Origin of the sequence: Gracilimonas qinghaiensis, from assembly GCF_046602855.1 — a bacterium.
Lineage (GTDB): Bacteria > Bacteroidota > Rhodothermia > Balneolales > Balneolaceae > Gracilimonas.
This window is the reverse complement of the sequence record NZ_JBKINJ010000001.1, coordinates 725,384-739,490: the sequence shown is the minus strand read 5'-3', so window position 1 is coordinate 739,490 and position 14,107 is coordinate 725,384. Positions and strand designations below refer to the sequence as shown.

Annotated in this window: 8 protein-coding genes; all 8 read right to left on the bottom strand. The window is 40.8% G+C overall.

The window, feature by feature from the left end:
• Positions 1-26: 26 nt before the first annotated feature.
• Positions 27-2,681 (bottom strand): LuxR C-terminal-related transcriptional regulator, encoded by a 2,655-nt coding sequence (locus ACKGJO_RS03285; RefSeq protein ID WP_411321969.1) that lies wholly within the window; start codon positions 2,679-2,681, stop codon positions 27-29.
• Between the two features lie 298 nt (positions 2,682-2,979).
• Positions 2,980-3,912 (bottom strand): glycoside hydrolase family 17 protein, encoded by a 933-nt coding sequence (locus tag ACKGJO_RS03280; protein ID WP_411321968.1) that lies wholly within the window; start codon positions 3,910-3,912, stop codon positions 2,980-2,982.
• Position 3,913: 1 nt separating this feature from the next.
• The gene (locus tag ACKGJO_RS03275) at positions 3,914-4,819 is read right to left on the bottom strand and encodes a glycoside hydrolase family 17 protein (protein ID WP_411321967.1); all 906 of its coding nucleotides are present in this window, start codon (positions 4,817-4,819) and stop codon (positions 3,914-3,916) included.
• Between the two features lie 44 nt (positions 4,820-4,863).
• On the bottom strand, positions 4,864-6,294 hold the full coding sequence (locus tag ACKGJO_RS03270; RefSeq protein ID WP_411321966.1) for an MFS transporter: 1,431 nt from the start codon (positions 6,292-6,294) through the stop codon (positions 4,864-4,866).
• Between the two features lie 33 nt (positions 6,295-6,327).
• Positions 6,328-7,761, bottom strand: a complete 1,434-nt coding sequence (locus ACKGJO_RS03265; RefSeq protein ID WP_411321965.1) for a glycoside hydrolase family 30 protein — start codon at positions 7,759-7,761, stop codon at positions 6,328-6,330.
• Between the two features lie 71 nt (positions 7,762-7,832).
• The gene (locus tag ACKGJO_RS03260) at positions 7,833-9,143 is read right to left on the bottom strand and encodes a glycoside hydrolase family 17 protein (RefSeq protein WP_411321964.1); all 1,311 of its coding nucleotides are present in this window, start codon (positions 9,141-9,143) and stop codon (positions 7,833-7,835) included.
• Between the two features lie 14 nt (positions 9,144-9,157).
• Positions 9,158-12,493 carry a hypothetical protein gene (locus ACKGJO_RS03255; RefSeq protein ID WP_411321963.1) on the bottom strand — a complete coding sequence of 1,112 codons (3,336 nt, stop codon included), beginning with the start codon at positions 12,491-12,493 and terminating at the stop codon, positions 9,158-9,160.
• 130 nt (positions 12,494-12,623) lie between these two features.
• Positions 12,624-13,982: a glycoside hydrolase family 2 TIM barrel-domain containing protein gene (locus ACKGJO_RS03250; RefSeq protein WP_411321962.1), complete on the bottom strand. Its 1,359-nt coding sequence runs from the start codon at positions 13,980-13,982 to the stop codon at positions 12,624-12,626.
• Positions 13,983-14,107: the final 125 nt, after the last annotated feature.

Here is a 14,107-nt window from a genome sequence, read left to right as displayed (position 1 = left end):
GCTGTGGGGTATGTAAGTTTGTAAAGTTAGATCGAATTCAAATATCCGTGTAGATCTTCATCCGTTTCAATGTTCAATTTCTTTCTGAGGCGTGACCGACTGATGTAAACACTAGAGGGTTTTATATTTAGCAGATCTGCTATCTCTTTAGAATCAAAACCAATTTTGATATACGCACATAGCCTAAGATCATATCTTGTTAGTTCAGGAAATTCTCTTCTTAATGTTTCATAGAACTTCTGATGTAACTGATCTATTTGTATCTCAAATGTATTGTCATCTGAATTACTGTGTGTATCAATGATCCTTTTCATCTCACTCAATTTGCGCTTAAGTGTCTCAGGCTTTTTTTCAATACTTTCCAGCTTCTGATTCAGCGATGACAAGATCTTGTTCTTTTCATCATTTTCTTTAGCCTTTGTGGCCAGTTCTATCGTTTTAGCTTTGAGTTGTTCTTTCACCTGTTCAATTTCGGCCTTCAAGCGTGCTTTTTCAGCTGTTTTTAAACGTTGTCGATACTTTTCTTCCTGTTGCTGAAGTGAGCTTCGTTTATCGGTCAGTAAATATTTCTTCTGTTTCTTAAGACTTATATCCTGCCAATAATAAATTACCCAAATCAACACTACAACTAACATCAGATAGATAAGATAAGCGTACCATGATAAAAACCATGGCGTGCTTACTTTAAAACTGGCAGACCTTTCAGCAACCACCGTATCACCCATAATTGCTCTGACTGTAACTGTATGGTTACCGTGAGACAAACCGATGAGATTAAAACTGTTTCCCTCTTCATTATCTACCCACTTTTCTGACCTTTCGGATTTGTACTGGTATCTTATACTTTCCTCGTTTGGTATTAAAGCTTCTATCCTTACATTGTTATACTTATATGAGATGTTTGCACCCTGATATGTTTGAAAAACATCGTTATTGTTAAAAGCTTCAAAACTTCTAAAAACAAGCTGATAACTATTATTAATGTTTTCATTGCTAATGGTTAGATTCCTGAGTGCAAAACCGTTATAGATAGGATAAAAATCATAATCAGATGTCAGACTGCGGGGTAAGGCATTCTCACGTAACAGATCTTCAAGAGCCGAATTAGGTTCGGATTTAACGGGCTCTTTGAATGAATTATCAGTTGGGTCAAACAAGTATCTATAATTCCCTGTTGTAACCTGAATGCCCTCATCAGTTTTTAGCAGACTGTGTCTGGAACCTTCAAATTCTTCACTAGAATATATATCCCTGTAAATCGGCTCCAGATCATCCCCAAGAGTTGCCTTAATGACCCCAAATGTAGGAATATTTATCCATATTGTATTTTCTCCATCAATAATGATCTGATTACAAGACCCTATGATGAGGTCCATTTTTTTCCAAAAAACCCATTCCCCATTCCTCTTTCGGAAGATGGATATTCCATTATAGGTTCCGGCCAGCAAATAATTTTTATATGTTTTAATGGTCCAGATCCCACTTTGTTCGCCTATCCTGTTTAGAATGCCACCTTTCAAAGTAAATAGTCCGCGATCATGGCCAACCCAAACCTCATCTTCAATGATGTTCAAACTCCATACCTGACCCTCAGAACCTGGAATAAGTCTGAAGTTATCGAAGTCTTCATGAGAGTCATTTAGTTCATCCCATGTTGCTGTATATAAACCCTGATTGGTCCCCAAATAAAAATCTTTACCCCTCAGAACAGCTGTATATCCTGTTCCAAAATCTCCATGAAAATCGTAAAAGAACGTGAACTTGTGCATGAGATCCAGATAAGAGATACCGTAATCCATACCCATCCATAGTTTTCCCTTCGGACTGTAGTGCAAACTTAGTACTGTGTTATTCTGCAGGCCTTTATTTTTGTTAACATGATGAGTGATATTGCCTTCCTCATCGCTTATATATAGTCCACGTAAAATTGTACCGAAGGCCTTATTCGTATCTCCTATCTTCTCAAAGCTAAATACGTTTGCCTCTCTAAGGATCCTGGATAATTCAGTGTCTAAGGGCTTGACCTCACCAAGCTCATATTTATATAAGCCGGAATTCTGTGAAACAAGTATCAACCTATCCTCATTCTCGTACATACCAACAATTTCCGGAACTGGATTGAAATTAAGAACGGTTAGCAGTTTGGGTGACAGGTCTTGTAACTCATAAAGTCCATTAATCTCATCAACAAAATAAAGTGTTCCACTGAGCTCAAAACTCTTTTGTATCTCATTTGGAGCCGGAATTTTGGTCAAACTTCCGTTTGTGTAAACATAAATATTACTGGCTGACACAAAGAATATGTTATCATCTATGGCATGAACGTTCCAGAATTCTTCACTGATCTGATTCAGGTCTTCCCGAAACGGGTATAAGGAAGTGTACTCGAATTCTTTATACAGATTTCTTTTCCAGACCCCAAAATCCAGATCCGATCCACTGTATATCAAGGAATCATTTATCACAGTAACTGAACGGGTAATGCCCCTACTCCCATTGTAACTCTTCCAGTGCCTGCCATCATACTCTAACAGTCCTCGATTTGAGGCCATGTAAACCATTCCATTGGGGGCAGTATCGATGTCCCAGATTTTACCTTTGTGGCCGTACTGTGAAGGGGGGAAATTATTTAGATAAGGGACACCTTTAACAGGCAACTCCTGAAAGGCCAGGGATGGCAAAATGTTTAAGGCTAGAAGTATGTATGTGACGATCAGGTGCAAGAAAGTATTAGATTTCTGTTTTCAAGTATATCCGGCTTATCACTATTCCCATAACAGTTGACTAAGATTTTTAAAAAACAGCGGGCTTTAATTCAAGTACTGTATTCCCATTAGTACTTAATATGTTTTTCTTATCTAATAAACCTGAATGTAAGCTATGGAAGTTTGAAATGCATATTCTTCATATAAAAAAAGCCGGCTCCATTTAAAGAGTCGGCTTTGATAAGTTTTATAGCTTCAGAAAAGCTTTTCAATTTCAATATTTAAACAAATGCTTCACCGCCAATTTTGGCGTTCTGTCAATATTGAACAAACCCCAGTGCTTCTCTGGTTCTAATGGTTCATCCGCTCCTTTCCAATATTCATCAAAGGCTTCGAAAAAGAATGTAAGAATATTCTCCTTTGTGACCCACTGTATCAGATCTTCTATATATCTCTTTTGTAATTCCTCATTCACAAATGAGGGCTCAATACCCTTACCATTTGAACGGGTCGTCCAGCCAGCTTCCGTGATCACTACCGGCTTGTGAGGGTATTCATCTGCTACTGAGTAATAGTTTTGCTGGGTGTAGGAGAGCGCTTCACTGATCTGCTTGTATTCCCAGACCGGATAGGTGTGTATAGAAATAAAATCTACAGCCTCAGCTACTTTCTTTAGCTTACCAAGCCATGGCGCGTAGTTATCACAAAAGGTAACAGGCTGTTTGGCTCCGGCTTTGACCTGATTCACGTACTGCAAAACCTTGTATTCAGGCACATAATGATCTGTCCAGTTTACACATGTTTCATTTCCGACTGATAATGAAAAAATAACCTCAGGATAGAGGTTCCCCATTTCGATCAAGCGGTCAATTTTATCCTGATTGATAATCCGATTTTTCTCAAGTTGAGGCGGTGTATAAACACCACCCTGCCACGGGCAATTGAAATTATTCTCTTCGGCCACAATATAAGCTCCAAGCATGATTTTCAGATCGAAACCCTCCTTTTTTATAACCTCTAAGACCATTTGGGAGTGCTGATCACAATCAAACAGTCTAAGGTATTTCCAGTGTTTCTGCAGTATGGTCAGATCTTCCTTAACCTCTGCATATGAGGGAGATACTCCGCCCGGATGCTGACCATCTCTGTAGCCGGAATAGCAAATTGCATTTCCGGAAGTAATCCCTATGTTGTTAAAGGTGTTCATGCTAGTATTTAAGTTTTCCATTATGGTCCCAAATGCCCCAATAAGCACCCACTTCTCCTTCGTTACTTTTCTTCCATGATTCATCAAATGATGAGAAATAGAATACTGCCACATCTTCATCCTGTGCCCATAGGTTCGTATTGATAAAATACTTCAGGGCATTTTCCTCAGAAGGAATTGCATCGCCCAGAGGCTCGCCCTTACTTGGCCATCCGGTTTCAGTTATGATAATTTCCTTGCCCTGAGCAACGTTTTTAGCCTGATGGTACATTTGGCGCATATGTTGAAAAGAATGTTCAAAACTTGTGCCCTCCCAGTATGGATAACAATTACATAGAATTACGTCACTGTTTTCCACCAATGCCGGCCGTTGAGTAAACTCGTAATAGGCATCAACATATCCGACCGGTATATCAGTAAGTTCTTCTTTTACATCTTTCATATAATCCAGCAGTTCAGTCTCGGACAGATCATCCCTGTAAAGCACTTCATTCCCAACAGCCGCAATATCCACATATCCGTCTCTGGCCAATTTGATCAGGTTTTTGATCTCCTCTTCATTTTTCTCTTTATCACTGCTAAGCCATGCCCCAACCAACGTTTTAAGTCCATATTCTTTGGCTACCACAGGAATTATTTGGTTTCCCTCTGTGCATGAAAATGATCTGATCCATTCGGTATGAGGTGCAAGCACCTCAATCCTTTTACGGATCTGAGCTTCAGATATCTGATCACCCGGACCCTGACCTTCTTCATAAAGACTAAAGCACAGGCCGTGTACTTTATCATTCAATACTTCTCTGAATAGATGCTGAAGATCAACATCAGGTTCGTTGTCTATATAGCTTAATTCTGCTACATCACCCGATCGTTTATATGTAAGGTATTTTTCTTCTCTAAAAGACATTTTACTTAACCAATTTTATTGTGTTATATACATTTGTCAACTTGTTACAGCTCCCCTCTTCTGTCGATCAGTATTTGCTGAATCTCTCTTGCTCGTGCTTCAGTCAACCTATAACTATACATTACCCAGATTGCCAACGCGGCTGTCACAGCGGGTATTACAATATCAGCTATACGTAAGTTAGTCATGGTTGCCGCTGTCTGTGTAGCTGCATTTTGATCAAAACCGACAAGCTCCAGTACCAGACCGCCTAAAACCAGTGCAATGGCCTGTCCCAGTTTCACCATCCACCAATAAATGGCACCAAAGGTTCCTTCTCTTCTGGGCATACCATTTTCAAGCTCATCAAGATCACATACATCTGCTGTCATACTCATCATCAGCGTAAACAGACCGCCTAATCCAAAAGCCATGAATGGGATGGGCATAAACATCAACCAGGGATTCTCAGGACTGAAACCCCACCATTTTAGGATGTAACCGACTATGGAAAGAGCTGTTGAGATGATAAATGCTTTACGCTTACCAAAGTGGTCAGATATCCATGATACTATAGGAATGACCAAAAAAGCTGTAGCAACAGCCGTCATGGTAGAAAACCAGGCAGGCCAGTTACCAGCGGCACCGTAATCACCGTTGAACATGTAAAACACAATGATGAAGTAACTGAAAGAGGCAACAAGCTGAAATCCATTAAAAACCAAAAAGGTAGATACACATAATTTCACAAAAGGCTTATTCTTGGAAACCATTACAATATCACTGAAAAGATTTTTCAGGTTTTGAATGGCAGTTCTGAAAGAGATCTCTTTTCTGTTTTCCATATGGGTGTCATCCAAACCTTCACAAAAGATGGCAGGCAGCAACCCTAAAGCGATACAGATGCCGCCAACAAGCACTGAAAGTTGCCTGACACCAGTAGCCTGATCTGCAAACAGATCCGGATTGGCAATTAACACCCAGAACCAAGGTACGATCATCCATGCGATCTGGCCCACCGTTTGAGAAAAAGCCATCAAATGAGTACGCTCATTGTAATCGGTGGTCATTTCATATCCCAGTCCTATCAGCGGTGTAGCAAACATGGTATTCCCCACCAGGAACACCATCGACATAATCAGGAAGTACCAAAAATTATAGGTTTGTGAGTTGGTCTCATCCATCTGCCAAAGCAGTATGAAAAAGATCCCACTGAGAATAGCCCCTACAAAAATGTAAGGCCGCCGCCTTCCCCATCTTGATTTCGTATTATCTGAGATAAAGCCCATGATCGGGTCGGTAAGAGCGTCAAAGATCCTTGGAAGCCCTCCCAGTAAACCGGCCAAAAATGGATTCATGCCGAAAGCGGTCAATAAAAAGAACATGAACACCCCCAAAGCACCTGGCAGAAGATTCAACACAAGGTGACCTGCACCGAAAGAGGCCTTCTGCCCGAAAGGTACTTTATCTTTAACTACCGGTTGTTTTGCTGACATATTCTTTTTAAAGTTTCAAATCTTTAATTTCAGTTAGTTCCTTACAGGAATGAGTACGGTTTGTACTGCTTTTCCACGTATTGTGAAATCAGTTGATCTGCCCTCCAGCTCAAGCATAATTTCTTTGGGTGTTTCACTTTCGTTTAGGAGTAATACTGCTATTGACCCATCCGGATTTTCAGCCGCTGTAAGCATCAGATCTTCATCATCAGTTCTATCAAATCCTATTCTTTTGGCTCCCGGTCTTATATACCGGCTAAAGTGTGCCATGGTGTAATAAAGTGGCGTGAAATAAACTTCATCCTGATCAGGATCAACGATCACAGGAGCCACACACCAGTTTTCTGCCCAGTTGGGTCCTCCCTGGCGGTTAAGCACCATATTCCAATCGATCCAACCATCCACCCAATTATTCAGCGTACCTATCATGTCTCGGGCATAGCGGTAAACCGGGACATATTTGGGATGAAGATGTTTTCTGTCTTCAGGGGCCCAATCATATCCCCAGTCAGTGGCTTCTTTTGACCAATACCACTCATCATTCCTCCATTTAGGCACCTCAGCATCCACGGTGGCTTCCGTTTGGATCAGATACTTATTAGGAGCTTTTTCATGAGCGTATTGAAGCTCATCTGCAAAGATCTTAAAAGTGCTGGCATACCAGTGAACTGCGGTTCCGTCATAATATTTGGCAGCCTCCTCGTCATCATACATGGCGTCTACCCACTCAATGAGTTCTTCATGTCGATTTTGGTCATACCCAAGCAGTTTAACGTCAGGCCAATCCTGTTCCAGAGTTGGACCGAGGTGATTCTTAACAAATTCATTCTGCTCTTCCGGAGAGTAATGCATACTGTCCCAGTTACTGTCGTTACCCAACGGTTCGTTTTCAACAGTGACTCCCCAAATGTCGATACCTTCTTCCTGATAGGCTTTCAAGTATTTTGAGAAGAACAGGGCCCAGGTATCATAATATTCAGGTAGCAGTTTACCACCTTTCCAGTCATTATTGTCTTTCATCCATGGTGGAGCTGTCCACGGCGAAGAAATGATCTTGAAACCATCGGTAGAAATTTCCATAGCATCCTTGATCATGGGAATGATATCACCCCGATCCTCTTCTATAGAGAAATTTTCAAGTTCAGTATCTCCAGGAACCGGTGCGTACGAATAGTTACCCAATGAAAAATCACTTGAGTTCATGTGAGTTCGGGTGAGAGAGTAACGTGCACCCGAGTCTCCAAAATATGCTTCAAGGATCCTGTTTCTATTCTCTTCACTCAACTGGTTCAACAAGTAGGCAGATGACTCAGTGAAAGACCCGCCAAATCCGGTGATCTCCTGAAAGGTTTCAGACGGATCAAGCGTCACATTGATCGTTGTTTCAGCAGGAGAGAACTCCTCCACTTTTGTGAGCTGGTTACCACTCTCTGAAGTTTCATAAACCTCTATTTCCAGTGAATTCATATTACTGCAATTTGCCATTATAAAAACCAAAGCTAACAGTGTTATATATTGAACTGATGAAGTCATAATTATTACTCAGCCTCCTTATTATTTCTTGCTTGAATTTCAGCATCCGTTGGTGGCACTTTTACAGTTTGCATAAGCGAATCAACGTTGCCGTTAAATGTCTTGGTGATCGGTATTCCATCACGGGTCAGCCCATCAAAAATCCCTGCATCCACTTCATCCCAAAGCACATATTTTGCCTGTGATTGCAGATTGATCAACCCAAAATGATTTTCTGAACCGAGCTGATTTTGAGCATCTTTCCATTTTTCATCAAAAGCTTCAAAGTAAAATACAGATACTCCGTTTTCTTCAGACCAGTCCCTGATCATATCGTGATAACGGGCCATTTTAAATTCATCCGTAGCTCTTGCTCCTTCATCACCATAAAATTCGTTTGATACCGTAGCCCAGCCGGTCTCACCGATGTGTACTTGTTTATTCACACTCTGATCTTCCATATAATCAACTACACTCTGATATTGTGAGGTTGCATATTCCAGGGCTCGCTCCATAGCGGCTTCAATTTTTTCCATGTCAGACAGATCCGTTTCATTATCACGTACCCCCCAGAAATCAGGATTGTAATGAGTGTCGTGCATTGGATAGGTATGCATAGAAATGTAATCAACAGCTTTGATCAGCTTATTCAGATCTTCTTTGTGATAGTTGCTGCTACCGCCACCCCAGGAAGCAAAATTATCAGAACTTGTGATCCAAAGAGATTCAGGCAGATCACCTGATTTTTTCAGATCCTGCAGATGATTCACCCATCTAAGAATGATACCCGGTTCTACATAATACTCGGTTTGCCAGTGAACCATCGCTTCATTTCCAACAGCTAGAACTTTTACAATGTCAGGGTATTTATTGGCTAATGCGACGGCCCTTTCAATTTCTTCAGCATTGCGGGGACTATCTGCATCCCGAATGCGCTTAGGTTTATCCGTCCATGCATTTTTAGCATCGATCCAGGCTCCCATCATCACGTACATCTCAAAATCCGGGTCTTCCTCCTTCATTTCTTTAATGGCTTGTAACAACCTGGGAACAGCATCGAGGTAAACATTATAAGTGCGGACGATCTTAATACCCATTGCAGAAAGGATCTTCATGTCTTCTTTCAATTCGGGGATACTTGGTACACTGTCTCGGGTTAGCTCGCGGTAACCGCTATATGAAATAGCAGGATATGTTATGGGATCTGATAGTATATCTTCTGCTGTCACCTTGATTGTATTTTTGGTTTCGCCGGATTCGTTATTACAACCGATCGTTAGAACGGTACCAAAAAGGATCATAAAAGCGAATAAACGATGAGTGAGTGAGTTTTTCATGATTCCTAATTTGGTTACCGAAGTTTGTGTTTATTGAGTAAAACATTGATCTGCTTAACAATACCCGATCGCTGAAAAATATGGCGGGTTGTTTCTTCATCAAGTGAGCATTGGTCAAAAGTTTTTGACGAACCATCACTAAGTATCACTTCTACACTTTCAGATTCACCTGTTTGGTAGATAATCGGAACCTGACAGCAAGTAAATACAAGTGCATTTTCTGGAACGGTCAATTTATACTTCTCTTTGCTGAGCGATACTAAATTGAGTGTTTGAACACTTTCAGTGAATTCTTCTTTTTTTAGGAGAGTGGGATTGAAATGCAATACGCCTTTCTTAACGTCTAATCCCAACTCCCCAATTCTGACCAGTATATCTTCTTTTACCTGTCCCGTCATTCCCGGTTGTTGAGCCCCACGATGCTGTGGAGTGTGTGAATAAGGATCCGTTGGGAAGGCCCCATACACTTCAGGAGATTTATGAACACCAATGCCTTCACCGATCTCTTCAAAGTGATTAGCTAATTTCTGTTGGATATCCTCATCAGATTCATTCTCAACTGCCTGCTCACATACTTCCTCGACTGCAAGATGTAGCTTTGAAACCATATGCCAGTAGATGGATCCTAACCCTTCGTATCCAAAAAATGTACCTGAACGACCGGTGAAAGCCTTATGGTCAAATACTTCCTCAAAAATATACAGGACAAGATCTTCATCTTGCTTTGCGAGTTCTTCATAAGGCCCGGTTTTGAGTTCATTCAATGCCTGTTTCAGGTCTCTTGCGTTCCTGAAGTTGCCATTAAAGTGATAACCACCTTCAATATCTTTATTTATAAGCTTTTTATTTCCATCAGCCAGCATCTTTTTAAGTAACTCTGATCTTTCAACCTGCTTTTTTGGTATGTTATTCTTTTCAAGGAAACCCGGCAGGTCTTTATTTGGATACAGTATATAACTTTGCTGATCTTCTCTGTATAACGCACTTTTCCTTAAAGCATCCAACACAGAAAGAGATTGTTCTGAGGTCAAATAGTTTGCGCTTAACACTGCAACCTGCCCTTCCAGCATTTCATCCAGGTAAGAGATATTTATGCCATCTTCGTTGAAACTCATTAGGTTATACGCGTGATAGAGATCATCATCACGTTTGTTAGCCCGGATGGAGTGTTCCAGATAATTCAGTGTCATTGTAATGAAATCAGATATCTGTCCGACTTCTAATTCTGATTTTTTACCGCTAAACCCATTGGCATAGATCTTACCTCTGTAATCACTTCCGGCTTTACCTAAACCTTCCGTTATGACTCTTCGTTGATTGTCACTGATATTTCCGGACAGCAGATCATTATGGCCTTTTAGTATATCAGAGATATCCTCAAACTGGATCTTCAACTCTTCTGATATCTTGATATTATTTTGGGAAAGCTCCTCAACCAACGGCTCCAAAAACTTCAGGAATCGATGCAAATAATAGAGTGTGACCATCGATACCCCATTACCTACTAAAGCATTGTTGGCATCATTCCACTCAGGCCGTTGCGTGTTCATCCATATGCCAGCTTCAGGTATAAAATTGGATACTTTAGCCAATAATGTTGCAAAGATCTTCTCTGTAAAGTTTACGTGGTGAATCTCCTCCTGATCGCTGCCAAGTAAGGCCCCATCCGCGCCTGTTTCGTCCACCTTTTGGCGGATTTCCAGATCTGATTCCTCATCAAATTCAATAGTATCCTTGGGGTCTTTAGCTATGTCCTCATACGACTTTATGCGATAAGGTACATTGGCATACACAAACTGATCATTTTCAAAAAGTTCTGATAAACCCGCTTTTACATGACTTTTGTAGAATTCCAGAAATTTGAGAAGATAAATGATCTGATGATCACCCCAATATCCGATATAGGACCAAGGATCGTCAGGATCAGATACCTCCCAATCGATCCCACCTTTGGTTACCCGATAAGGATTATACCCATCAAAAGTAGATGCGTTCAAAAATTTAAATATCATACTCTCGATAAAGCCGGGATACGAATGAGCCAGGGCTTCCCAGTTTTGAAAGATATCCCGCCAGTTACCTTCGTAATCAAGGATCTTTGAACCGTCCTCCTCACTGTTGGTATTTATGGAGAATTGATTCCACGGCCGGCTTGGATCACCGTGGCGGCGACTGAATTTCAGTGGTAGGTATTCCTTACCAAGTCGGATCAGGTCGAGATCTTCAGATCGATCCAGTAACTCATCCAGCTCGCTCTTGTCAAAATGGTCGTCAAGATTATTCAAAAAATCTTCATTGCTTTGATATACCTTTTTGCTCGCGTTTTGCAGATACTTGGTGAAATCGTCTTTCTCTATCCTGTAATTATGATCGAAGGTGCCGCCCCTCATAATATTGAAGAGTGTGTTGGAGTAATGACGGGCATCCATTAGCTCATCGTTACTTAGCTGTATACCATCCGCCCCTGCTACCAGTTCCAATAATTTATTTGTACCCCGAAAAACATCCTGCTCAACTTTTTCCAAAAGTTTATCGTCAGAATTTATAGCCCGGCTTAGTTCAATGACCTGAGACTGATTTTGGTTTACATTCGCAATGATCGACCATTCAGATTCAGAATTACCTGCCAGCTTCAGATCCTTAGTTACGAAATATGCCCCTTTTTCTCCTTTTACATCCGTTTCTTCCGTGAGTGGCTCCAAATTCCTGAAACTATCGAGTTGCAATGAGGACACAAGATGATTTGCATCTTCAAGCCCCAGTGACCACGCGATATTAGCTTTCAAAGCTTCACTTGGTTCGGCTTTATCAACAATAATAGCACTCAAAGCATAAATACCAAGACCTGATTCTTTCTCCAGTTCATTTCTTTTGTAAGCATCTACCAGGTTACTGGATCTCATCTGAAGATCACTGCTAACTCCGTAAGGCATTATATTTTGGATACCATCAAGCAGCGTTAGTTCTTTGGGCTGATCGGTTAGGTTGGTCAATTGGGATTTCTTAACGAATCCATACAGATTTGTGGAATTCCATTGATAACTGAACTTTAAACCCAGGTCATGATTGATCTCTTCAAACATCACCTTATTTCCAAACCTATTCTTATACAGATTTCTGGTGATCTCAAAACGATCTGAATATCTCACCGAAAATGGTTCCCAGATCAATTTTTCACCATCCACGGGTACCTGAAAGATGGTTTTACTGCCGGTGGTATGGGCCAGTTCCGTGATCTTGTCATCGGTGTAATATGGAAAAAGAGCGTGATCAGCATTTTTACGTCCGGCTGTAATCCCTCCATTGCTTGAAATGAACATCCAGTGATTGGAATCACTTACAATGCTCATGAAAAAAGGTCTCATTTCATCAAATTCTGAGATCTTGAACCAATGGTCGCTATTTATTTTTTGAAGGCTAATAGACACGATAAATTGAAATAATTCTGTTTTAGTATTTTAATTTTTAATAGTCAGCTACTTATTCTTCATAGACTCTTACATAGTCCACAAGCATTGTCTGTGGAAACAGGGTACTGGAATTTGGAGGCCCAACAAATGAATCGTCTACGTTTGATCTTAATTCAGTTTCAATCAAAGAAACACTCTCAAAGTGTCGTTCAAGATCTTCAGGTCCTGCACCCTGCTCATAAGGATCAAACTGGTGTACATCCTTAAGTACATAATAAGCCGCTCTTGGAAAGAGCTCATAGAACCCATCAAGATCGGTGGGGCCTTTAGCCATGATCCCGAACCATTCTTCGTTCATGTTGTTTTCACCTTCTTCAAAATCAAACTGATATCCTTCATTTGCCCATGAGGCGTTGGTATCATGTACATCTAGATTCTCTGTCTGTCCGAATTTCCACCAGCCATCACTGAACTGAAATGTGAAACCACCTATAGAATTGTCAGTTCCACCCATGCCGGCGGCATTACTATAAATTTCTTTCCAGTTGCTGAATAAATAATTTGCCTGTGCTCCTTGTGCTTCCTGCAGTGTTCTCGCGTTAAATGCATCTGAACCAAACTCAGTAAGTAAAACAGGTTTTCCATATTCATTTTCAACTCTTTCATATAGGTCGGTGAAAGTCATACCACGATAGGTATTGGTACCAAAGATGTCCATATCAGGTACCAGTTCTGCAACCAGATCCATGAATAAAAGATCACCGTTTGCAATTGCAATAGGCCGTGTGTCATCGATCTGTTTCATCTGAACAGCCGCTTCATTAAATAGCTCATACATGGCGCGGGCACGAATGGTAGACTGTCTATCCTCTATCGGTATATCTTCTGTTTCAGCCCCACCCCAAAATAGACCGTAGTTATTTTCATTACCCAATAGGAAAAGCAACAAGCCCGGAGTATCCTGATATTCTTCAACAAGCTGAGTAACCTCACCTAAAAGCAGTTCTCTTACCCTTGGGTCAGAATATTCTGTGTTTGCCATCCAGGCTCCGTTCACGGTCAGTCCATAGCGGCCAAAGGAATGATTAAGCATGGTATAGATACCGTAATTCTCATATATATAGGTGATCCAACGTTTTGGAATGCCTGTATAAACACGAATGGCATTCACACCCATATTTTTAAGCAAAGCCATTTCGTAATCAAGAGCTTGCTGTATGAACTCGGGAGATTGATCCCATAAACTGTAGGCATAATTTGTACCTCTTGGAAAATAGTCCCAGTTCATACCGTTAATTATTTGAGGTTCACCATCAACAAGCAGTTGCCAACCCTCTTGGGTTTTTTCTACGGTGACTTGTTCTGATTGACCCATTACTGCAGTAGAGAGACCCAGTAATACAAGGAGTAGAAAGATGGGCTTTTTCATATCTAATTTATTTAGTCATGTTCATTCATTTATACTTATGATGGGGTTGATACTTCTTAAGTTCGCATCATCTGTGATCAGATTAGCATCAGAGTCGCGAAATATCAATATTTACAATGTATATA

Coding starts and splice junctions, on each gene's coding strand:
- ACKGJO_RS03280 (WP_411321968.1), bottom strand. CDS start 3,912: ATGAACACCTTTAACAACATAGGGATTACTTCCGGAAATGCAATTTGC.
- ACKGJO_RS03270 (WP_411321966.1), bottom strand. CDS start 6,294: ATGTCAGCAAAACAACCGGTAGTTAAAGATAAAGTACCTTTCGGGCAG.
- ACKGJO_RS03250 (WP_411321962.1), bottom strand. CDS start 13,982: ATGAAAAAGCCCATCTTTCTACTCCTTGTATTACTGGGTCTCTCTACT.
- ACKGJO_RS03255 (WP_411321963.1), bottom strand. CDS start 12,493: ATGAGCATTGTAAGTGATTCCAATCACTGGATGTTCATTTCAAGCAAT.
- ACKGJO_RS03275 (WP_411321967.1), bottom strand. CDS start 4,819: ATGTCTTTTAGAGAAGAAAAATACCTTACATATAAACGATCGGGTGAT.
- ACKGJO_RS03265 (WP_411321965.1), bottom strand. CDS start 7,761: ATGAATTCACTGGAAATAGAGGTTTATGAAACTTCAGAGAGTGGTAAC.
- ACKGJO_RS03260 (WP_411321964.1), bottom strand. CDS start 9,143: ATGAAAAACTCACTCACTCATCGTTTATTCGCTTTTATGATCCTTTTT.